The 22,729-nt window shown below is 43.0% G+C and carries 21 protein-coding genes and 1 pseudogene; 10 read left to right on the plus strand and 12 right to left on the minus strand.

Annotated features, from left to right (window positions below; genetic code table 11):
* The first annotated feature begins 37 nt into the window (after nucleotides 1–37).
* From D0X99_RS18700 to D0X99_RS18710, 3 genes are all read left to right on the plus strand, one after another.
* The gene (locus tag D0X99_RS18700) at nucleotides 38–1,801 is read left to right on the plus strand and encodes a sensor histidine kinase (protein ID WP_119479393.1); all 1,764 of its coding nucleotides are present in this window, start codon (nucleotides 38–40) and stop codon (nucleotides 1,799–1,801) included.
* A gap of 6 nt (nucleotides 1,802–1,807) precedes the next feature.
* Nucleotides 1,808–2,440 (plus strand): response regulator, encoded by a 633-nt coding sequence (locus D0X99_RS18705; RefSeq protein WP_119479394.1) that lies wholly within the window; start codon nucleotides 1,808–1,810, stop codon nucleotides 2,438–2,440.
* 149 nt (nucleotides 2,441–2,589) lie between these two features.
* On the plus strand, nucleotides 2,590–2,847 hold the full coding sequence (locus tag D0X99_RS18710) for a hypothetical protein (protein WP_147392267.1): 258 nt from the start codon (nucleotides 2,590–2,592) through the stop codon (nucleotides 2,845–2,847).
* Between the two features lie 251 nt (nucleotides 2,848–3,098).
* Here the strand turns inward: D0X99_RS18710 and D0X99_RS18715 are convergent, their stop codons facing one another.
* From D0X99_RS18715 to D0X99_RS18740, 6 genes are all read right to left on the minus strand, one after another.
* The gene (locus D0X99_RS18715; protein ID WP_199708159.1) at nucleotides 3,099–3,467 is read right to left on the minus strand and encodes a sulfatase-like hydrolase/transferase; all 369 of its coding nucleotides are present in this window, start codon (nucleotides 3,465–3,467) and stop codon (nucleotides 3,099–3,101) included.
* A 152-nt stretch (nucleotides 3,468–3,619) separates the two neighbouring features.
* Nucleotides 3,620–4,525 carry a sugar phosphate isomerase/epimerase family protein gene (locus D0X99_RS18720; protein ID WP_119479396.1) on the minus strand — a complete coding sequence of 302 codons (906 nt, stop codon included), beginning with the start codon at nucleotides 4,523–4,525 and terminating at the stop codon, nucleotides 3,620–3,622.
* A gap of 204 nt (nucleotides 4,526–4,729) precedes the next feature.
* Nucleotides 4,730–5,974, minus strand: a complete 1,245-nt coding sequence (locus tag D0X99_RS18725) for a DUF4153 domain-containing protein (RefSeq protein ID WP_119479397.1) — start codon at nucleotides 5,972–5,974, stop codon at nucleotides 4,730–4,732.
* Nucleotides 5,975–6,006: 32 nt separating this feature from the next.
* Complete coding sequence (locus D0X99_RS18730; protein ID WP_119479398.1) at nucleotides 6,007–6,330, minus strand: hypothetical protein; 324 nt, start codon at nucleotides 6,328–6,330, stop codon at nucleotides 6,007–6,009.
* A gap of 53 nt (nucleotides 6,331–6,383) precedes the next feature.
* Nucleotides 6,384–6,677 (minus strand): winged helix-turn-helix domain-containing protein, encoded by a 294-nt coding sequence (locus D0X99_RS18735; protein ID WP_119479399.1) that lies wholly within the window; start codon nucleotides 6,675–6,677, stop codon nucleotides 6,384–6,386.
* A 1-nt stretch (nucleotide 6,678) separates the two neighbouring features.
* A complete protein-coding gene (locus tag D0X99_RS18740) occupies nucleotides 6,679–7,293 on the minus strand; it encodes a hypothetical protein (protein ID WP_119479400.1) in 615 nt (204 codons plus the stop codon).
* 110 nt (nucleotides 7,294–7,403) lie between these two features.
* Between D0X99_RS18740 and D0X99_RS18745 the strand changes: the two are divergent.
* Nucleotides 7,404–9,096 (plus strand): annotated as a pseudogene (locus tag D0X99_RS18745) (GMC oxidoreductase).
* Nucleotides 9,097–9,173: 77 nt separating this feature from the next.
* Here D0X99_RS18745 and D0X99_RS18750 read toward each other — a convergent pair.
* From D0X99_RS18750 to D0X99_RS18775, 6 genes are all read right to left on the minus strand, one after another.
* Entirely contained in the window at nucleotides 9,174–10,364 is a 1,191-nt protein-coding gene (locus D0X99_RS18750; protein ID WP_119479401.1) for an esterase, read from the minus strand.
* Between the two features lie 216 nt (nucleotides 10,365–10,580).
* Nucleotides 10,581–11,642 carry a hypothetical protein gene (locus D0X99_RS18755; protein ID WP_119479402.1) on the minus strand — a complete coding sequence of 354 codons (1,062 nt, stop codon included), beginning with the start codon at nucleotides 11,640–11,642 and terminating at the stop codon, nucleotides 10,581–10,583.
* Nucleotides 11,635–12,264 (minus strand): ABC transporter ATP-binding protein, encoded by a 630-nt coding sequence (locus tag D0X99_RS18760; protein WP_119479403.1) that lies wholly within the window; start codon nucleotides 12,262–12,264, stop codon nucleotides 11,635–11,637. Before D0X99_RS18760 ends, D0X99_RS18755 begins: the two co-directional genes overlap by 8 nt.
* Before the next feature lie 158 nt (nucleotides 12,265–12,422).
* A complete protein-coding gene (locus D0X99_RS18765) occupies nucleotides 12,423–13,457 on the minus strand; it encodes an alpha/beta hydrolase (RefSeq protein WP_119479404.1) in 1,035 nt (344 codons plus the stop codon).
* Nucleotides 13,458–13,632: 175 nt separating this feature from the next.
* The gene (locus D0X99_RS18770) at nucleotides 13,633–14,451 is read right to left on the minus strand and encodes a tetratricopeptide repeat protein (RefSeq protein ID WP_119479405.1); all 819 of its coding nucleotides are present in this window, start codon (nucleotides 14,449–14,451) and stop codon (nucleotides 13,633–13,635) included.
* 109 nt (nucleotides 14,452–14,560) lie between these two features.
* Nucleotides 14,561–15,988 carry a M20 family peptidase gene (locus D0X99_RS18775; RefSeq protein WP_119479406.1) on the minus strand — a complete coding sequence of 476 codons (1,428 nt, stop codon included), beginning with the start codon at nucleotides 15,986–15,988 and terminating at the stop codon, nucleotides 14,561–14,563.
* Between the two features lie 332 nt (nucleotides 15,989–16,320).
* Between D0X99_RS18775 and D0X99_RS18780 the strand changes: the two genes are divergently transcribed.
* From D0X99_RS18780 to D0X99_RS18805, 6 genes are all read left to right on the plus strand, one after another.
* A complete protein-coding gene (locus tag D0X99_RS18780; RefSeq protein WP_119479407.1) occupies nucleotides 16,321–17,379 on the plus strand; it encodes an SAP domain-containing protein in 1,059 nt (352 codons plus the stop codon).
* Between the two features lie 387 nt (nucleotides 17,380–17,766).
* The gene (locus tag D0X99_RS18785) at nucleotides 17,767–18,819 is read left to right on the plus strand and encodes a hypothetical protein (protein ID WP_119479408.1); all 1,053 of its coding nucleotides are present in this window, start codon (nucleotides 17,767–17,769) and stop codon (nucleotides 18,817–18,819) included.
* Nucleotides 18,820–19,042: 223 nt separating this feature from the next.
* Nucleotides 19,043–19,918, plus strand: a complete 876-nt coding sequence (locus D0X99_RS18790) for a carbon-nitrogen hydrolase (protein ID WP_119479409.1) — start codon at nucleotides 19,043–19,045, stop codon at nucleotides 19,916–19,918.
* A gap of 3 nt (nucleotides 19,919–19,921) precedes the next feature.
* A complete protein-coding gene (locus D0X99_RS18795) occupies nucleotides 19,922–20,995 on the plus strand; it encodes an agmatine deiminase family protein (RefSeq protein WP_119479410.1) in 1,074 nt (357 codons plus the stop codon).
* Between the two features lie 296 nt (nucleotides 20,996–21,291).
* Nucleotides 21,292–21,564, plus strand: a complete 273-nt coding sequence (locus tag D0X99_RS18800; RefSeq protein WP_317133438.1) for a GIY-YIG nuclease family protein — start codon at nucleotides 21,292–21,294, stop codon at nucleotides 21,562–21,564.
* A 162-nt stretch (nucleotides 21,565–21,726) separates the two neighbouring features.
* Nucleotides 21,727–22,566 carry an alpha/beta hydrolase gene (locus D0X99_RS18805; protein ID WP_119479412.1) on the plus strand — a complete coding sequence of 280 codons (840 nt, stop codon included), beginning with the start codon at nucleotides 21,727–21,729 and terminating at the stop codon, nucleotides 22,564–22,566.
* Nucleotides 22,567–22,729: the final 163 nt, after the last annotated feature.

A 22,729-nucleotide genomic window follows, 5' to 3' on the forward strand; every position in this document is an offset into this window, starting at 1 on the left:
TGTCCTTGTAGTTTTATCCACAGGCTTTTACATCGTCATGCGCGATGCTTTAATACAACGAACCATCGACCAGCTTTCATCCATCAATATCTTAAAAAACGATCTCATCAAAGAACACTTCAGGAGGTCACATAATGATCTTCAGGCGTTAGAATTGGAACACAAATTTCTGGGAATTTATCAGTCCATCGCTCAGGATGCACAAAATAAAAGCAAATCCACCAATACTGAATTTGGGGAAATCTCAGAATTGCTGAAAGTTTATGAATTCAAAAATCTCTACCTCCTCGATACCAATTTCCAGTCCCTTTTCAGTACAAAAGAAAAGAACCTCTATCCACTTTCGAAGGAATCTTTGGAATCGCTTTTGGGGACAAAAGGAAATCTGTTTCAAATTATAGACGCATCTGCCTATTCTGAATCCAAGGAAACTTTACTCTATTACTATATTCCAATCGTTGATGAAAATCAGGTAGTCGGCAGCATATTGGTTGAGGAAGATTTCCAAAAAATACAGGATATTCTGTTGGAGAATACTGGAATGGGCAACACAGGTGAATCGTATTTTGTCGCCGGGGATTATCGATTGCGGTCCACATCCAGGTTCTTCCCAGATGTCCCACCTCTAACGATATCAGTGGATACCGAGTCAATCCGAAATGCTTTCCAGGGTTTGTCGAAGGATCATATCATTGCGGACTATCGTGGTAAAAAAGTGCTGAGTGTTCAAAGGCAGATTGAAAACACGACGCTGGATTGGATGCTGATTTCAGAAATGGATTTTGATGAGGCCATGGCTCCCATTATTGAACTGAGAAATTATCTTATTGGAATAACATTGATTATTTTGCTCTTGATCGTTTTGATTACCTATTTCCTGTCGAATGCTATAGCAAGACCAATTCTAGAATTGAAAAACATAGTTTTCACCTTATCGAAAGGGATAATTCCAAATCAAACTCCACTGACATCCTCTACGGATGAGATCATTCAAATCACCAAAGCAATAAACGAACTGACTGATGGCCTGAAGCGCACCACTGATTTTGCACAGGAAATCGGCTCGGGTAATTTTAAAACATCTTTCAAAACGCTTAGCGACTTTGATATGTTGGGCCAGGCTTTATTACATATGCGTGATGAACTGCTGATATTGAGAGAAAAGGAAACTAAGCTTGAAAGAGAGAAGGCAATAGCGCTGTTGCAAGGGCAGGAAAAGGAGCGACGGCGTATCATTCAGGAACTACATGACGGGGTGGGCCAGATGCTTACCGTGATTCGAATGCAAGTAGATAGTTTGGAAGCAGACAATGAGTCGAAAGCAGAAATCAAAAATCAAATCAATAACACTGTTAACGAGGTGAAGCGCATATCCTACAATGTTATGCCTCACGCCCTGATTGATTATGGATTGGAAGCAGCCCTAAGGGGTTTATGCGATCATGTGAAAAAATATTCTTCAATTACTGTGGATTTCCAGTATGTCAAAGACATCGATCGCTCACTTACTTTTGAAATGAGCATAGCGCTATTTCGCATTGTTCAGGAAGCGCTTACTAATATTGTTAAACATGCTCATGCCACCAAAGTAAGTCTGCATGTGCTGGACAAGGAAGATGAAGTTTATGTGGTAGTGGAAGATAATGGAAGAGGATTCGTTGAAAGTGAAGTTTTGAAAAAAGATGGATTAGGTTTGAGAAACATTCGCGAACGAGCAAATTTGCTGGATGGATATACTGAGATTCATTCATCAAGTAAAGGAACAAGTATTGAAGTACATATCCCGATCCCCACAACCTGAGGCATTATGGCTAAAATAAAATTGCTTTTAGCCGATGACCATCCCCTCATTCGCGAGGGGTTTAAATCTCTCCTGGGTAAAAATGAAAATTTTGAAATTGTTGCGGAAGCAGGTAATGGAATGGAACTTCTGGAAGAATTTGAAAAAACCAAGCCTGACATAATTCTCACGGATATTTCTATGCCGGTTCTCAATGGCTTTGAAGCCATGGAGCAACTTATAAAACAAGGAGTTTCTGTTAAATTCATAGTACTTACCATGCATGAAGAGCAGGGTTACATCTTGAACGCATTAAAGATTGGAGCGCATGGCTATGTGCTTAAGAATATAGAAGGGCCGGATCTGGAAAAAGCAATTACTACAGTTTATCAAGGTGGAAAATATTTCAGTCCCTTCATTACCAATATCATAGCCGAATCGTTTCAACGTCCCGAAGAGAGTGACATTGAAGAAATCACCTCGCGTGAAAAGGAAGTTTTACAATTGGTTGCTCAAGGATACAGCACAAAACAAATAGCTGATAAGCTCTCCATCAGTATTCGTACGGTAGAATCTCATAGGATAAACATGCTCAGGAAGCTGAGAGTAAGTAACACTGCTGAACTGATCAAAAAATCCATAAAGCTGAATTTGATCTAGTCTTCCGTACCTCATATCCGTATAAACCCTGAGTCATTTATAGGGTATTTCCTGATCTCCATAGCTGCTTAAGCCCCGTTTATTTGTATAGCGAACCAAACGTTATACAAATGAAAAAAGCGATAATTGGATTAGTTGCTCTGTTCAGTATGAACTGGGCGATAGGTCAAACAGTACCAAAAAATGATCCGACATATTCTGCCAACAATTACAAGCAACCTAACAAGGCCGCCTATGCCAAAAAGCACATGGTCAGCCAGGGCACTACGTTTGACGTTACTTCTGTAATCGTTAGTGAGAATTATAAACACCCAAACAAGCGAGTTGCCAAAAAGATGGTAACCCTACCGTCAGACAATGTTGCAACCCGTTCTAATAGGACATACAAACATCCCAATGGGTTGTAAAACTAAGGGCAGCTAGGTATAGAAAAGGGCAAGTCAAGACTGATTTGCCCTTTTTTGTTTTTAGTCCTGGAACATTTACCATGCCTTTTCCAACTTCTAAATCCTTCAATCCAAAAATTATCGAATTTCTAAAGTGGAATATGGGGTAGCTAAGTTTAGAATCACTACTGTCCGAAGAATTGTGGATTTTTCATCTGAAAGCTCCCTTCATCAACCCAAAGTACCGGTTAAATCCCCGATCCATCGGGTGATCAACTCCATGGTGCTTCCTCGCCCAAAGTGTACCATATCCTACAGACTGCAAAAGTTCTCCGAAAGTGATCCCGATTTTTAAGGGTTGGAGGTAGGTGGCTCCATTGCCCACCTGCTGGGCGTAAGGACCTGTAACCAAAGGAGCCTGGGATGGTGCACTTGAAGGGGTTGTACATCTTGGTGACGCGGATACTGTTCGCTTCCAGCCAGTCCAGATTAGGAGTTTTTACCTCAACTCCATAGTAGCCGATATCCGACCACCCCAGATCATCGGCCAAAATTAGGATGATGTTGGGTCTATCCGGTGGGGTTTGGGGTAAGAGAGGTGGAATCAGCCAAGGGAGAAAACTGAAAATCGGCTGGATCATACTCACCCAGGATTAGGATGGGGATACAGAAATTTACTGACCCCCCCCCGGTTAATTAGCCTTAAAGGCAAACCCCTGATAAAAGAATGCCTCACGAAAAATAAAAAAGCCAACCCGAAGGCTGGCTTTTTGAATCTATTTTGATGGGTAACTTATTTGAAACCGATTTTTTCCAATCCTTCGTGGCTGATTTTGATCGCTTCCAACGGATCAAGCCCGAAGGTGTTGTCCTGCTCCACTAGGTAGAATTCCATTCCTGATTTTTTCTTCTGGTCTAAAATCCGCTTGAAGTCAATATTGCCTGTGCCTACTGGTGCAAACTGTCCTTCGTTGTTCATGTCTTTAACATGCCATGCCTTAAATCTTCCCGGATATTTTTCAAAATAAACCAAGGGATCCACTTCAGCCTTGGTCACCCAGAACAAGTCCATCTGAAAGTTGACGTATTTTGGATTGCACTTTTCCAACAGGACATCTTCGATCACCGTGCCGTCAGCCAATGGCTTAAACTCAAAGTCATGGTTGTGATAGAGCAACTGAAGGCCTGCATTGTGGCATTTTTCTCCCAGCGTATCCATGATTTTTACCAGATCATCCGCTGTTCCGGTCATTCCCATGGATCGGGTAGCAGGGTCAAATTTAAACATGCCCATTGGCGGTACAGGGATCACAAAATAGGTGATGCCGGCTGCTTTCACATCTGCAATCAACTGATCTGCATTTTCCATGTTAACCATGCCCATGTGGGCGCTTTTGGCTGTAAGGCCCAGACTTCCCAAATAAGATTTGAATTCCGCAGGAGTCATTCCGTAGAATTTTCCATCGGCATAGTTTGCGGATTCCACATAGGCGTATCCTGCATCGGCCACGGCTTTTAGGGTTCCTTTTGGATCTTTACCCATCGCATCACGCACAGTATACAGTGCCAATCCTCCAAATTTCTTGGCAGGCGCTGCGGTGGTTTCGGATGTTGGAGTTTCAGTTTTTGGGCTGAAGGCAGTCACGCCCAAGACCAAAACCGCAAGCAGGGTAAAGCTCAGGATTAGGTTTTTTTTCATGTGTGTGTTTTGGTTTTCAAAGGCCACATCGAATCTCACATGGTCGATTATCATCGGATTGGAAGACGATATCTATCATGGTCGATTTCATTTAGGTTTAAGTTTTTAGATGCCTAAAGATATCCAATTCTTTCCAAAAATGAGGTGGGGAAGTTTTTTATTGTCTCAGTTGGGAGAAAATAGAAATTGGCATTTTATGCAAACTCATTCAAATCCGAATAGGAGAGGGAAGAGAAATACCACGATGGCCGACCAAATCAGATATACCGGAAGATATTTCACCAAAACCAACCCTACTTCTTTCAGATGGCTTTTATTTTGGACGGTCGAAATCAACTTTCTGGATACCTGAATGAGATGAATAAGCATCAGGATATTCACTCCCAAAACAGCCATTCTGTTTGGGGTGATGCCCCATTCGGAAATCCGAAATGCAATTGCAGAAAGCGCCACTCCATTGACTAGGATGGTGACCAGTGAAAGCGAGGCCAAAACCCATTTTCCCGAACTCGAATTCCCTTGCCCGGATGCTTCTGCCACTGAGAAGAAAATCAAGCCCATCACACCGATCAGCAACATGTTAAACAGCATCAGGAATTCCCGGTCGTTGTATGGGTCCTTGCCTGCATACACGATTGCCCCGAGGTAGATCACCAGCATGATCAGCACCAATGGGCTGAAAATTTTTGCAATGATCGGCGCCACCTTATTGACCAGTTGGGGAATTTTCTGGGTGAGGTGTGTTGCTACCAAAGGCGCGGCAACCAACCCAAAAACTGCGATGTATTCAAAATAGAACTTTTCAATATTGATGTCTATCAGACTAAATAATCCCACAGTAATCCCGGACATCAGGAGTCCAGCCAAACCCAAAATAGCTCCCATGATGACAGCATCCCCGTTGAAATTGAGGTAGTCGAGTCGTTTTGAAAGTCTTTTACCTTCCGCCCCGGAGAAAACATATCCCAAAATACCCCAAAGCAACAAAGGCAAATGAATGCAGGCTAAAATCAAGGTGTCGCTTGCTTTATCCTCCGGAAGTAGGTTGATGTAAAGAGCAGCTGCCAAGACAGTTACCAAAGGAATCAAAATGGATTTTAAGGGGATTCGATTTTTCCAGGCAAAGTAGGCAGATACGAATGGGAAGACGATAAACCCTAAGTTTCGGGTATAGAAGAACTCCTCATCCCAGGTGAAAATTGCAGGTAACTTTGCCAAAACCCAAGCAATGGCGGCTGCAATGAGAATAAATCGCCACTCGTGGAAAGTACCCCAGCTGACAGTTTCTGACTCCAGATTGAGTCGTGCATTCCAAAAGTCCGCTGTTCCTTTTCCCATGATTTCTGGATAAAGGGAATTGAATGAGGTCTTGAATTCCGATTTGTTTTTGCGGTAGAGTTTTTCCAGTTCGAACGGATGTTCGAGGTTGGAAAGGATAAGTTCTTTCATGATAGAAGGAGGAGTAGGTGAATTTATGTTTTTTAATCCCAATGTCCGGTAAGCGCGAATGCCATCACGGAACTAAGCCATAGGACAACGAAATACATCAGTGTGCTGAAGATGATGGCGATGAGTTTTTGCTTACCTGTCGGAAACCATTGAAATCCCATGAGGTAGAAGAAAATACCTCCAGCAGCACCCCCGGAAGGGATTATCAGCAAGGGGAAAAACATCCAGGTTTCAAATGCATCCTCTTTTGTTAGGATGATGAAGGTCAATAGGGTAAGAGGAATGCTGGCTCCCAAGATGGCAGGTAGAACCAGTTGTTTAACGAGTGGACGGAAGGAGTTTGAGGAAGTGTTCATATGATTTGGATTAAGAAAGTACTTTGTAATTCAAAGTGAATGGATAAATTTTTTTAGGGTTTGTTTTCTTTGATCAAATTTTCAAGGAAATCGAGATGGGCTTGGAAGGCTTTTTTTCCTGCCGCTGTTGCTGAATAATTGGTCAGGGGTTTTCGCCCTGCAAAAGATTTTTCTACCCGGATATAGTCGGAGTTTTCCAAATTTCGAAGGTGGGAGGCAAGATTGCCATCCGTGACTTCCAAGAGTTCTTTGAAGGAGTTGAAGTCATACCGCTCATTGACCATCAGGATGGACATGATGCGCAGTCGGACCACATTCTCAAACGCCTTGTCGTATGTTCCTTCCACCTTATCGATCGTATCGGTAATACATCATCGAGCCATAGATCACATGCAGGACTCCAAACCCTATGGCCCAGCAGATTAGTCCAAATTCCGGGAAAAACGCACCAGTAAGTCCCATAATCAACTGTCCAAATCCAAGGTTTTTGATTTCACCCAAGGTAAAATGTGAGGCATTGATCAATCCCAAACCGTAGAAAATCAAGGTAGTAGGTGCAATGAATAAATAGGCACTTTCATGAATCAAAGCGAAAGAAAACAAACCGCCGGCCAGTACCGGAATGAACAAAGCATACAGAAACCGCTTGCTGGCCGGAGTCCAGAATTGATGAGAGTTCTTCTGGCTTTTTTGTTGGCTGAGTAAGTAAGCCGAACCTATCGCTAAGACCAGAACTACCAATGCAACAGCCAATAAATTGATTTGCAAATCAGCCTGTGAAATCGTCTCGGTTCCAGCACCATATTCTGTGGAGGGAAAATAAATCCAATACCAGGCAATTCCTGCACCTACAAAGGCATAGATCCCTGCCAGTACACCAGCCAGTCCGCTGAGTGAAAGGAAGCGGGTACTTCGCTCCATCATGGACTTGATATCGGATAATTCTTGTTCCGGTTTTCTCATATTAAAAGTACTTTGTGATGCAAAGTAAATTAAGATTTCAAATAATTACCAAGCCCTGGGGAATTATTTTAGAAAAATTTAGAATATCGACAATCGAATTGACCTGACTCATGGAAAACACCTTTGATGCTATTGTAGTCGGTTCCGGAATCTCCGGAGGCTGGGCTGCGAAAGAACTTTGTGAAAAAGGACTGAAGACTTTGGTGTTGGAGCGAGGCAGGTCGGTGGTTCACAATAAAGACTATCCCACCGCCACACTTCGTCCTTGGGAAGTGCCACATCGTGGACGGCTGACCCAAGAATTCCTTAAGGAGAATCCATTGATCAGCAAAGCGGCAGGCTTTGGGGAAGAAACCAAGCATTTTTTCATTCAGGACAAAGACCATCCCTACGTGCAGGAAAAGCCCTTCGACTGGATCCGTGGCTATCAGGTGGGAGGGAAATCCCTCACTTGGGGAAGGGCTACCCAGCGTTGGAGTAAGCATGAATTCAAAGCCCCCGAACTCCAAGGTTATGGTATGAACTGGCCGATTGGATATGAGGACGTGGCACCTTGGTATTCCCATGTGGAGAATTTCATCGGCGTATGTGGCACTCGGGACCGGGATCGAGGCGATGCCTGATGGAGAGTATATGAAACCTTTTCCATTCAACTGTGCGGAAGAATACCTCAGTCAAAAAATCAGGGAGAATTTCCCGGACCGCCATATGGTTCATGCCCGCTGGGCCCACTTGACCGACCCTCAGGAGATTCATCTTCAGCAGGGAAGGGGACAATGCCAAGCGAGAAACATGTGCATGCGAGGTTGTCCTTTTGGTGGATATTTCAGTTCGGTATCATCGACTTTGCCTTGGGCGGAGCGCACCGGCAACCTGACCATTCGCTCGAATTCGGTAGTGCATTCGGTGATTTACGATGAAGAGACTGGAAGGGCAAGCGGAGTGAAAGTCATCGATGCGGAAACCAACGAAATCCATGAGTTCAAAGCCCGAATTATTTTCCTCAATGCCTCAGCATTAAACAGTGTCCTGGTTTTGCTCAATTCCAAATCCAACCGTTTCCCGAAGGGTTTGGGAAATGACCATGACTTATTAGGTCGGTATGTGGCCTTTCACAACTACCGTGGTTGGGTTTCCGGAGAGTTGGATCAGTTTCAGGATAATTATTATTACGGGAGAAACCCCACCGAACCCATCATTGCCAATTTCAGAAATCTGGGAAAGAAAGAACCTCATCTGCCTTTTGTAGGTGGGTATACCATCTTTACCGGAGCTTCCAGAGGAAGAGGAAAGGAAATGTCCAATCCGACTTTTGGAGAAAAATTCAAAGAAGCACTCTCCGAACCGGGCAATTGGACCATCTACATGTACATGCAGGGAGAGACCATTCCCAAATATGAAAATCAGGTACGATTGAGCGAAACCGAAACTGATCCTTTTGGAATCCCTCAGTTGGTGACTTCTGTCGGTTACGACGACAATGACGAATTGATGCTTCAGGATTTTTTTACTCAGGCTCAATCCATGCTGGAGAAGGCCGGAGTCAAAAACATTGAAACCAGCGACAGCGAGCAGGCTCCGGGTTTGGATATTCACGAAATGGGAGGGGCCCGAATGGGAACCTCCCCTGAAAACTCCTTACTCAATTCCTGGAACCAGCTTCACGGCTGTAAAAATGTCTTTGTGACCGATGGGGCCTGCATGACAAGTACAGGAAATCAAAGTCCTTCGCTGCTTTACATGGCGCTGACTGCACGAGCAGCCAACTTTGCCGTGGAGGAATTCAGAAAGGGAAATCTCTAATTACATGAAAAAAGCGCAGCCCAACATGGACCGCGCTTTCAGTAAAAGGAGTTAATAGGTTTTTGAATTAGTTCTTTTTAGAAAAGCCGGGGAGCAAATTGCGTCAGGTACACTCTCCAGTTTCTCCAGGTATGTCCACCTTCGCTTTCCACATATTCATAGGGCATCTTCATTGTGTCAAGTTTTGCCCGGTATTCTTTGTTGGCCTCATAGAGGAAATCTGTTTTCCCGATTGCAATCCAGTAGAGCTTGTAGCCGTTGTCCATCTGGGTTTTTAGTGTCTGGTCGAAATCGCTGTATACCTTTCCTGTGGCATCTTCCCTCGCCATGATTGCAGCTGAGAATAGTCCCATGTAATCAAACGTGTTAGGATAAAACCTGGAAATGTGCAGGGTGTGGTAACCTCCCATGGATAAGCCTGCAATGGCACGGTTGGCCTTGTCAGCTTTCACCCGGTAGTTGCTCTCCACAAATTTGATGATGTCCCCAAAAGCTCCCTCGTAGGTTCCGTCCATGGTTTTTGGGATCATAAACTGGGGCTTGTAAAAATTCATGCTTCCTTCTCCAGGAGCGCCATCCTGAATCACATTTCCGTTTGGCATCACGACGATCATTGGTTTGGCTTTACCCTGAGCAATCAGGTTGTCCATAATCTGTGCAGTACGGCCAAGGTTGATCCAGGCTTCCTCGTCACCACCTGCTCCATGAAGGAGGTAAAGGACCGGGAATTTCTCGGTTGAATTTTCGTATCCCGGAGGGGTGTAGATGGTGATCCTTCTGTCCATTCCTAAGCCTGGAGAATCATACCATCGGCGGGTCACGGATCCGTGAGGGATGTCATTTACCTTGAAAAGATCGGCATGTCCACCTCCGACAATGAAAATATTGGTCGCGGAAGCCACATCTCGGATCAGGAATGGATTGCTTGGATCAGTGGTCGAAAATCCATCAATGATAAAGGAATAATTGTAAAGCTCTGGTCCTAAAGGCGAGGTTTTAAATTCCCAAACCCCGTTTTCACCTTTGGTCAGATTTGCTTTTCCCGGACCGTCCATGGGGCCTCTTGGTGTTTCCATTTTCACCGTGGGCAGAAAATCTCCGGTGACTTGGACTGCTTGGGCATTTGGCGCATGGAGTCGAAAGGTGACTGAATTGTCAGCATGTACTTCGGGGGAGATGATGTTTTGCGCTCTAAAAAGTGCTTCCTGTGCCTGAACCGAGATGGACAGGAGGTAAGCGGAAAAGATAAGGAGCAGATGTTTTTTCATAGGGTTTTTGATTCTATTGTCTCAATTTGTGAAAATAGGAAAAGGGATTGGAAATACAATGAAAGTTACCCCAAAGTCTGCAAGTCGCAAAGGGGAAATGGTTTGAGGATTTGCTGTTTTCTTGCATAATTCGAATCAAGTATTTGGGTTTGGACCTGCTTTTATTCAGTTTTCAGACTGCTTTAAGAAAAAAAAACCGTCCTGAGAAACAGGCAATCAAAAGCGAAAAGCTCCCCGCGTCTGATTGATAAAAAGGAATGAAATGGGTAAAATAAATACCCACCCAGGCAGTCCGAAAATGATTCCCAAAAACAAAAGAAAGAACAGGACTGAGGTCAGGTTGGGGAAACTCAAACTTTCCTTTTTTTGATAAACCAGCACTTGCAATGCGGCCATAAACGAAAGCAGTAAAACTCCCAAAAGGGCGTACTCATACGGAAGCGAAGAATTCAGTCCTTTCCAACACAAGAAAAACAGCTCAGGAAAAACCAGCAGGGCTAAACTTCCAAATTGATAGCCCAGTTTGTGGTAAAGAGTCAGCGGTAAAGCCAAAATCCAAGTTTGCTGCACTACTTCTTTCTCCGTTTTCTCAAAAATCAAAGGCAGTTGAAAATAGGAGACACATAGAATACCAAATTGCAGCCATCGGAAATCATAATTTCCCGATTGAAAAGAGAGATAAAATCCATTTAAAAGCAGAAGACTCAGGCCTTTGGTCAAAAGGAAAAGAAGAGGCCTACTTTGTCTTAAGGAAAGGATAATCCATGTGAACCGGGGAAAGGTCCAACGAACTTTAGGTCTTTTGACCACTACCTCTTTCAGGGGATGACCAAGGTTTTTTCGGATCTTCCAAAAGTTAAATCCAAGGACTCCAACTACATTCAGCCAAAGGATTATACCAGACACTGGCTTGTTTTGCTCCCAGGCAAAATAGCTCAGAAATAAAAAGTAAATGAGCAAGGGACTGTGGTTGCCGAGGATGATCTGTGTCCAAAATGAGCGGAAATCCTTCTTTGGGACCAGGGCAAGTTGATGAAAAACCAAGTAATCATTTTTTCTCAGCAAACCGAGTTGAATTCGGAGGTGAAGCAGACCGAAAACCAAAAACGCGAATGGCAAAATCCAAAAGGCAATCGGGTTTTTGAATAAAAATCTCCCCAGCAGCACATGCTGTCTTAGCTCCATCAGGACTCCGCCAAAAATCAGGGCCAATGCCCAGAACCCCATAGTTTTCTGATAGAATGGGCGGATAAAAGCCAAGAACCCGATTTTATTCATGTCCTTCAATTCTGCCGGATTTCATATTCAGCACCGTATCCACAGGTAAAAGATCCAAAGGGCCGCTCTGGTGGGAAGTAATCAGAAATCCGGTTCCTGTGTTGGCTTTTTGGATGATTAGTCTGATGAGTTGGTTTTGGGTTTCTGAGTCAATGGTTGTAAAGGGCTCATCTAGAATCAAAAGCTCTGGCCTTCCCAAAAATGCCAGCAGTAAAGCGGCTTTTTTGAGCATCCCGGATGAGTAGCCACCTAGGGGAAAGGAGGAAAAGGCATCAGCTCCCAACAGGGATTTTAATTCTTCGATTTCGTGAGGTTGGCAGGATTTTGCTTTGGCCACCAGGGCAATCAGATCATCCAGATTTAAAAATTCCGGGAAGATGGGTTCTGCTGCCGCAAATCCGATTTTTCGTCGGTATTCGATCGGTTGAGATTTAAGGGAGATTCCATTCAAAATGATCTCTCCCTTGGCCGGGTGAATTCCGGCCAGTGCTTTGAGCAGGGTGGATTTTCCTGAGCCATTTCCGCCTAAAATCAGATGAATCCCTTTTGGCAATTCAAGTTTTGGGATCACCACTTCAAAACCCGAAGGATACTTCTTTTCAAAGCCAGTGAGGGAAAGCATGTATTGGTGTTGGGTCTTAAAGCACGGAAGTTAACCGATTTCTGATTTTGTGCTTCTCCCAGCTTTTTGGCTTTATCTTTTTTTAACTGAATTAAAAAATAGCAAGGAAATGAACACTGGCTTGCGTCGTTCAAATCCTTGCCATTTTCAAGGATTTCTCACTTGTTGGGGGACTGGAATACCAGGTTTTCGGAAAAGAAGGGGAGCGCTTTGGTCTGAATTCGTTCTGAGATCCGGTTGAGGTGATCCCCTTCATAGCTTTCGTAGAAATGTGTGATTTGATAGGATTCAAGGACTTCGTGAAGGGTTTTGGTAGCATCACTGATACCTCTATCCTGTAATCCCGCGTCAATCGCGATGGCTTTGAGTTTTTTCAGATTCAGGATGTATTGGTCTACAAAATTGAGTGTTCGGTTGGTGATGATCTTGTTGATTACTTCCTGTCTAGGCTCTCCGTTTTTGGCCGGAAGGTCCAAGTAGAGTGGAGGATTTTGTGGATTGGGGGCAAATGCTGCGGAAGTGGCCAAAGCTGCAATTTCAAAAAACGAGGTAGCCTGGAGTTGGTCCGGTGTCAGGGTCTCCAGCTTTTTCATCAACTCAGGATCGGTAGAGGCAGTTCCGTTCATGCAGCAGGGGCTGAGCGCATAGATGGAGGAATAGACCTCCGGATACTTCATGCCCAAGCGAAGGGTGCCATAGCCGCCCATGGAGTGCCCGGCGAGGCCTCGGCTTTCTTTGGTTGGGATGGTGCGGTAGTTACCATCAATGTGGCTGACGAGTTCTTTGGTGACGAAGGTTTCCCAGTCTCCAATCGTGGCTGAACTCGCATACATGCTGCCTTTGAAGCGGTTGTAGGCGTTGGGCATCACCACGATCATTTCCTTGGAGAGCCCATCGGCCAAAGACTGCTCAATGACCTCCTGCAGGTTGATCCAGTGCTTTTCCCAGCCAAACCATTGGGAATCCGTGTCGGTAAATCCATGCAGCATGTACACCACAGGGAAACGCTTTTCAGGATTGGAAGAATAGGAAGGAGGGAGGTAAACGGTCACGTCCCGGTCTGCTGGATCTCCGATCAGATTGCCTTCGAGCGCGGTGCTGTGAACTTTAATGCGTTCTTTGGTGCCTTTCTGTGCAAAGGTGGAGCATGCGATGAAGGAAATTAAAAAGGTAATCAAGAAAAGCTTATTCATGTGTTGTGAAGGGTTTGGCTAGAATTTGGGCTATTCAAAATGTCCAAGAATGGCTGGATTGGTTAAATAGAAAATTTTTTATTGGGAATACAAGCGATTTGTGTTGGGTTAAAAATGAATGATGTGATAAAGCCAACTCGAGAAGTTTTAACCATTTTTTGTTGAAAACCCTACCTCAAAATCCTTTCATTTTTTCTTCTACCCGCTTTTTTAACCGTTGTGCCAAGGTGTGATTTCCGTCCAGCCTCAGGGTTTGATCCAGCAGTTTTTCTGCCTCGGCAAAATCACCTCTTTCAAACTGAATAAAAGCATAAGTGAACCAAATGATAGGCAAACTCGAGTCATTGAGCATCTTCTCCAATTGACTGGTAGTTTGAAAAGCAAGTTCAAATTCCTTCTTTTCTGCTTGCATTTGAGCAGTGTAGCTGATCAAAAAGGGATTGAGTTTTTTGCCGCTTGAAGTCTGCTTTTTTAAAGAATCCAACCCAGCTTCTGGGCCATAAATTCCGTGGATTACTTCAATGTATTCGGATTGCACATACGTCTCATCCGGGAAAACTTTGAGGAAATCGGAGAAATTACGTTCAGACACCTGATAAAAATTCCTGACCTGTTCGGGAGTGATCGTCAAGCCTCGGTCTTTTGAATCAATCAATTCCAGGCTACCCAAATAGACTTCCAACAACTTCTTTTCCCAACTGCCAATCTCACTTTTTTGGGCAGAAAGTCGGGTAAAGATTCGGGCACGTTCCTCGGGATTTTTACTGATTCGGCCTACCTGACTCCATCCCAGGAGAAAGCTTGAGTCCAAGTCAACGGCTTTCCTGAAGGATGCCTCTGCCAAAGTCCATTCTCCCCGATCCAGAATTTGCTCCCATCCTTTTAGATAATTAGCGAGTGCTTCCGGAGATTTTGTGCCATAGTGGAATGGTTCATTTCTTTGGGGCGAAAGGAATAAACTCAAGGAAAACACCAAAGAGAGTAAGAGATTCATACGTTCAGCGTAAGCATCAATTCAAATTTTGAAATTCAGGAATATGGTCAAGGAGGAATCCGTTTTTTTCGAAGAATGGGTGCAAAAGCATCAAAAGATCAATTCCCTCTTAATTGAAATTCTTGATCAGGTGATAGCTGAATTCTATAATTTCCTTGTAATTCTCCTTGCTGATTTTTTCATCGATTCCGTGAAAGCGGGTCATGGATTCAGCGTTGATGCGCATCGGGTAAAATCGATATACCTCATCCGAGATTTGGTAAAAATTACGGGCATCGGTACCACCACCCACTAATCCAGGAACTACAAGTGCTTCAGGATTCTGATTTCGGATGGTTTTAGCCAAAATCTGAAAGGCTTCGGATTCAACTGAAGAAACTGGGGAAGGATTCGTTAAATGTCCGACAGCTTCTACCCGGACTTTATCGGAAACCGTCTCTTCGATATGGGCTTTCACAGACTCAATGGTTTCTCCTGGAAGTATCCGGAAATTGACCGTTGCCTCAGCCACTGTGGGAATGACATTGTTTTTCATTCCTCCATCGATGATGGTAGGAGCGGTGGTGGTATGGGCATTGAGAGATTCCAAAATTGGTTTTTTGAAAAGCCATGGATTTGCAAATGCCAACTTGGTGAAAAAAGGAAGTTCTGCTCCCAGGTATTCCAATTGATCATCGATTGGCTTTACCATTTTGTAGGGCAACTGGTTGTTTTCAAGATCAACAATCGCCTGGGCTAGGATTCCAATGGTGTTTTCACGGGGCGGTGCCGAACTGTGACCTCCGTTTGTTTCCACTATCAGTCGAAAAGAAGCGAAACCTTTTTCGGCCAAATTGACGATTGCAATCGGTTTGTCCACGCCAGGAATCATATTTTCGGCGATATAGCCTCCTTCATCGATGGTCATAGCTGCCTGCACTCCTTTTTCCTTTAGATAGGCTGCAATTTTCACAGCACCGTTGGCACCTCCTACTTCCTCGTCATGGCCTGACACCAGGTATATCGTACGGGTAGGAACGAAGGATTCGGACAGTAACTTTTCCACAGCTTCCAAGAGCCCAATCAATGTGCCCTTGTCATCCATGGTTCCCCGCCCGATGATATGCGTATCGGTGATTTTTCCCTCAAAAGGCGGTGCTTCCCAATCTCCCAAAGTGGGTTCATCCACGGGGACCACATCCTGATGTGACATGAGGATGATTGGTTTTTTCGAAGGATCCGATCCTTCCCATTTGTAAATCAGGCTATACTCACTGATTTTTTCCAGAGTCAGCTTCGCGTGGGTAAGTGGAAAAGTTTCTTCCAAAAAGCGATGGAATCCCAAAAAGGCAGCGGAATCCGGAATAGCATCTTCGCTGTAGGAAATGGTCTGGAATTGAATGGCTTTTGAAAGATTTTGGAACACGGAATCGGATAGTTCCAATTTCCCGACTGGTTCGGGGGCGACCTGTTTGGAACTTAGTTGAAAGGTGTTGAAAAGCAGAATGGAAACCAGAATGACAATCGCGATGATCAGCCCAAGGAATAGTTTCTTCATTAGAATGGAGATGATTTAAGGTGGTTTGGTTGGATCAATTTAGTTAAAAATCCAATGCTGCAATTTTCAGGCTTGTGGGTTATTGATTGGGATTGATAAAGCCAAGTAGTTGAAGATCGGAGCTATGATGGATTTTTTTGAAAAGGGCCAATTGCAAATTTGTTATAATATTTAGAGCTGTAAAGTATTCCTTCTTCTAAAGTTGATTTACTGGCAAGTAGAGGGCAATACGAACCTATCGTCCTTGTGAAGATATTTTGAGAAATTGGAAAATAACTTTAAATTTCAATTACACATGTGATTGTGATTTAGCTTTTTATTTATCCGATAAGATGGACTTTATTAAAAAATTTTTCCGGAAGCAAGAAGAAATAATTCATCCAAATTTCAATTATGAAATTGAATTACTCTCAATTCTTAATGGCTTTTCTGCTAATCCCATTTTTGGGCTAAATACCTTTTGGCCAGAACGATTTAAAGAATTGCTGGGCGATATTGATCCAATTATTAAGAATTTCCTTTCTAAGGATCTTCTGAAAATAAATTTGGAAGAAGAATCATTATCAATGGTTCAATTGAAGGAAATTCTTCAAAAAAATAATTTAAAAACGAGTGGAAGTAAAACCGAATTAGCAAATAGAGTAAGAGAAAAGATTGAAGATAAATCTTATTTGAAAGGTCTTTCTCCATTATTTAAAATTACGGATAAAGGAAAGGAGTTAGTTAAGTCTTATGAAGATCAATTTTCAAAGGAGTATGATTTATTTCTGAATCAGATTTTGAAAATTATCTTAGAGGGAAAAATAATTGAAGCTGAGAAAGAATATTTCTCATTAAAAAGTAAATTTCCTGATCAGAGATCTTTAGGTGGAAGTTTAAATAAATTTGGAGATTGCACTTTAGAGATATTAAAATATATTCTGGAAAAGAAGGTACCTTACTTTGAAGGACGGTTTAATGAATTGGAAAAAAATACTATCAGAGAGGCCCTAATTATTTTTTCAATTACCTTTCCGAATTTTTTCAATTCAGAGCCAACATCTTTTTTCATTGAAAAGCTTAAAATGATTGACTTTTCACTTTTCCGAGACAAATTATCAAAGTCTTCTAGAGTTAGCCATAAAGTTTTGGAAAATCCATTGAGGGTGATAGGTTATTACCTTCATTATGAGTATAGCTATATCTATAATCTTGCCGAATTTTCTCAAATAGTGGAAAAATCAAGGTCTGAGAGATTCAGTACTAAGTATTCTGGTGTTCAAATTTTAAATAATGGATGTGAATGTCAAGAAATATTTGGTGAAGAAAAATACGAATGGAGCAAGATAAAAAGTATACCTTCTATTCCGAGAAATGGATTTTGTAGATGTATTTATCTTCCTTATTATTAGTTGTTTTTTAAACCAAAATATTGAATTGGAATTTTTATTTCCTTTGAATCTAATAGATTTTGGATTTTGCTTTCATTCTTTAATTTTATGTTGTTTCCAATAGTTATTTCTAGTAAGAAGGATATAAAGTTGAAATTGCATGCCGATAGCTATCGGCATCCACCCAGCTCCTCTTTGAACATCAAAACTAAAAATCAAGGACAACGCCGATTAGGAGGAAAAAACAATGAAAAAGCTGAGATTAATCAGGTCCCTTAGCTATACATTTCTCCATTCATTTCGTAACTTCTAAATGGTTTTTGTATCGGTGCTGTAACCGTTATTCTGAGCAATCTTCAATTCTTTTACCTAGTTGCTGAATTCAAATTGAACTTAAACTCATTATTTATGAGAACGAAATTAATTCTATCGGCAATTATTCTGATTTCTCTAGCAGCCTGCGAAAAAGATGATAACCTCCCTGGGAAGCTGAAAGTGAAGGAAGGCCCATTGAGTAATAAACTTGGGAAACTGATTGATCTTGGTGATTATGGGTATGGTAGGTTCGTAGTTTGGGGTAGAAATTCAGATGAACTCTTCATTACAGCATCAAGCGAAATTCTCCGAATAGATATTTCTTCGAATAAGGTTTATGTACTTGATACTAAGGTGGGGAGTATTACAAGTAAAACAAACGAAAACAGCGGGATCGTATTTATAAATCAATCGGGGTATAATTTATTTAATTTCAGTACCAACAGTATCGAAAATTTAATTTCTACTCCTAGTAACCAAGGTTCACTCCTGAATATCTCAGGCAATAATATATTTTATACCTTATTTCCTGTTTCAAAACCGGCTACTCCGTGTTCTGGATTTTGCTGGCCAGCTCCAGGACCATTTGTACCTGCTACATTTTACCATATTGACAAGCAAACTCAAAAAATTACAGATCTCAAGAACAAGCGATTCTTGGTTTTTTCACAAGATGGTTCCAAAACGATTTTATCGAGTCAGATAGAAAGTCGGATGTTTGTTTTTGATAATGTCGGAAGAACTATAATTGATTCAGCAGATGTGAAAAGTACAAATCCAAAATTTGGTTTATTTTTTCAAAGGGGAGTGTTACAATCTTATGATGTAGATATACTCGGTAAAATTACGATTAAGAATTTTAAAACAGATGAGATAATCAAGCAATTTTCTACAAACATGATTTTGTCTGACGAAATCAAGGTTTCAGCGGATGGAACAAAGCTTTATTATAGTGGAGGTGTTTTAAATGGTAATTCAATGAAGATATTATTGTATGACATAGCAACCAACACGCAAACAGAACTAGTAGATATTCCTTTCCTCGATGGAGTAGCAACGCCTGTGGACTTTTTTTTACTATCAGACGATAATAGGAAATTGGTAACAAGATCTGGAAATGATCTTTATGTTAAAGTGTTGAATTAAGTGATGTATATATTAAAAGATCGTCTTCCCATAATAGTCACCTAGATTTAAAATCTTTCAAATCCTCGGTTGAATATCTTGAGAGTATATTGCATTAATGATTTCCTTTTATAGGTTGAAAGGTCATTAAGACTGGAAAAATCAATCTACCAAACTTCCCAAACTTCATTTGCCAATCCCCACCTGCAAAGGTATCTTTGCGGCCTAAACAAAACCGTTAGCCGTGGCAAACAAAACCGTCAAAGTAGGTCTGGTCCAGCTCAGTTGCTCTGGGAATGTGGCCGAAAACATGGAGAAAACCATCGCAGGAGTTCGCACCGCTGCCCAAAAAGGGGCTCAGGTCGTGGTCCTGCAGGAACTTTTTAGATCGCTCTATTTCTGCGATGTGGAAGATTACGAAAATTTCAAACTCGCCGAAGCCATACCCGGTCCATCTACCGACACGCTCGGTGCCTTGGCGAAGGAGCTTGGTGTAGTGATCGTAGCTTCCCTATTTGAAAAGCGGGCAGAAGGGCTTTACCATAACACAACGGCGGTATTGGATGCGGATGGAACTTACCTCGGCAAGTACCGAAAAATGCATATTCCGGATGACCCGGGCTATTTTGAGAAGTTTTACTTCACTCCGGGCGACTTGGGATACAAGGTTTTCCCTACCAAATTCGGAAAGATCGGCGTGCTCATCTGTTGGGATCAGTGGTATCCGGAAGCTGCTCGAATCACTGCCCTGAAAGGTGCGGACTTTTTGGTGTATCCAACTGCAATCGGTTGGGCATTGCATCAGGATGCGCAGACCAATGACGATCAATACAATGCCTGGCAGACGATTCAACGTTCCCATTCAGTAGCGAATGGAATCCCTGTAGTATCTGTCAACAGAACCGGTATCGAAGGCCCGATGCAATTTTGGGGTGGCTCTTTTGTCTCCAATGCATTCGGTCGGGTCACTTACAAAGCCCCGCATTTGGAGGAGGAAATCCACGTGGAGGAGCTGGATTTGACGGGTTCAGATCGATATAGAACGCATTGGCCTTTCCTGAGAGACCGACGCATCGACTCGTACGCTCCGATTACCAAGCGATACCTCGACGAAGAATAAGCCATGAAGAATTTGTTCGAATTGGCTCAAACCGGTGCAGTGACTCCGGCGGAACTGGGTTATTACTTTCCTGCTGAATTTGCCCCTCAGGAATCTATGTGGCTGAGTTGGCCGCACAAAGAAGCGAGCTGGCCGGGTAAGATCGAGACAGTTTTTGCGCCTTATTCCCAGTTTATCAAGGAGGTAGCCAAAGGCCAAAAGGTGAATATCAATGTGGCGGACGAAGCGATGAAAGCCTTTGCTTTAGCACATCTGGAAAAAGCCGGAGCGGATCTCAGTAAAATCACTTTCCACTTTTTCCCAACCAACGATGCTTGGTGCCGGGATCACGGACCTGCTTTTCTGATCAATCCCAATGCGGAAATCAAGAAAGTGCTGGTTAAGTGGAACTACAACGCCTGGGGTGAAAAATACCCGCCTCACGACCTGGATAATCAGATTCCGATCCGCATTGCTGAGGAATTGGGAATTCCCTGCTTTAAACCCGGAATCGTCATGGAAGGCGGTTCGGTTGAGTTCAATGGAAAAGGAACGCTCTTGACCTCAACTGCTTGTCTGCTGAATGAAAACCGGAATCCCCACCTTAACCAAGATCAAATCGAGAAGTACCTCTGTGATTACTATGGGGTAAAGCATATCCTTTGGGTAGGAGATGGGATCATCGGCGACGATACCGACGGTCATATCGATGATATCACCCGATTTGTGAATGAGGACACCGTAGTGACGGTGGTGGAGGAAAACAAATCCGACGAAAACCACGAGATCTTGGCCGAAAATCTCGAATTGCTCAAGAAAATGCGTCTCGAAAATGGTAAGCAATTAAATATCGTGGAGCTTCCGATGCCAGGTCCTGTCTTTTGGGAAGATCAGCGACTTCCGGCTTCGTATGCCAATTTCTACATCGCCAATGAAGTGGTGGTCATGCCGACTTTCCGGGACAAAAACGACCAAAAGGCCTTGGATATTCTCATAGGGTGCTTCCCTGACAGACGTGTGATCGGGATCGACAGCACTGATATCATTTGGGGCTTAGGATCTTTTCACTGCCTGAGTCAGCAGGAACCTGCGGTGTAACGTCATTGCGAGGGGCGAATAGAAAAAGATAATTTCTAAAAAGGTGGCAAAAAGCCCCGAAGCAATCTCCAAGAATTCTGCGTTCCGGGAGGGGGATAACCTCTTCGATGATCTTTGGAAAAAGGTACGAGACTGCTTCGCTCGTACCTCACTCGCAGTGACGTGACCGTCATTGCGAGGGGCAATTATCCAGATTGAATCTGTAAATCGAGTTTGAATGCCCCGAAGCAATCTCATAATTTTTATTTTTAGTTTAGCTTTTAAACGCTATGCAAAAGGGAGGTGCAGTTTACATTATGACCAATTCTCATAATACAGTATTATACACTGGAGTTACCAGTGACTTATTTAGGAGGGTTTTTGAGCACAGGAATGGGTTAAATCCAAATTCATTTTCTTCCAAGTACAATGTTTCCAAATTAGTTTATTTTGAATCCTTTCATTCTATTGAGGAAGCAATCGTAAGAGAAAAGCAGATCAAAGGAGGGAATCGAAAAAGGAAAGAGGATTTGATCAATTCTTTAAATCCAGAATGGAAAGATTTGTGGGAAGAGATCCAGAATTGGTGAAGACTCCTTCCGCGAATCTTCTTAATTTCGGTTTCAAACAAGGAGACTGCTTCGTTCGTTCCTCACTCGCAGTGACGATGAGACATCGCGTAATCTTTTAGATTCTGAACTTTTTACGAAACAAAACTTTTCCAAAATAGCTTTCTTCAAAAAACAGTTTTCATGAAATCCATTTTCATTTCCCTATTCATTTTAGCCACTTTTTCCAGTTGTGCATTTAAGTCAGTCACCCGGTCGAAAAATCTGACTTACCTCGATTCAACTGCCGTACTCCCCCAAAAGCAGCTCAATGTCTTTGCACCAAGAAAGGCGGAAAAATCTCCCGTTCTGATATTCATCCATGGAGGAAGCTGGCACAGTGGGCGAAAGGAAATCTATGACTTCATGGGAAGCCGGCTGGCCAGAAGGGGAGTAGTAACAGTCATCATTGATTATCCTTTGGCGCCGGATTACAAGGTTTCGGCAATGGAAAAAGCGAGTGTCCTTGCGGTGAAATGGGTCCGTGATCACATTGCTGATTACGGCGGTGATCCGGAAAACATCTTCATTTCAGGTCATTCAGCAGGTGGACATTTAGCGGCTTTGGCTGCAATCAAAAAGGAACCTTGGACGGAGTTGGGCCTTTCCAATCCACTAAAAGGAGCTATTCTCAATGATCCTGCAGGTTTGGACTGGTATTGGTTTTTGACCCTGCGAAAAGAGAAGGATAATGCCGAGGACAATTACGATGCCTTCACGGACAATCCGGAAGTGTGGAAAACCTATTCCCCGATTTATTTTTTGGAAGGAAACGAAATCCCAATGCTGGTCATGGAGGGAGAAAAAACGTATCCCGGTATCCGCTTGACTGTGGAGAGATTCCGAAAAGAAGCCGAAGCAAAAGGATCTGATCTTACTTATTCCTTTTATCCCAAAACCAAGCATATTCCGATGATTACCCAGTATTTCTGGACTTGGAGTAAAGGGTATGACGATGTGTTGGAATTTATGGGGGTTCAGTGAAGCCCGAAACCCGGAGCGACAGCCAATTGTGCTGAACTAGCCTCTAAAACGTTATCAAATTGGAGACTGCTTCGTTCGATCGCACTAGCATTGGCGGGGGTCGTCATTGCGAGGGGCTTTTTATTCAGGAAAAAAATAATTGGATTTTTTGGCCCCGAAGCAA

The organism is Algoriphagus lacus (assembly GCF_003583985.1).
Lineage (GTDB): Bacteria > Bacteroidota > Bacteroidia > Cytophagales > Cyclobacteriaceae > Algoriphagus > Algoriphagus lacus.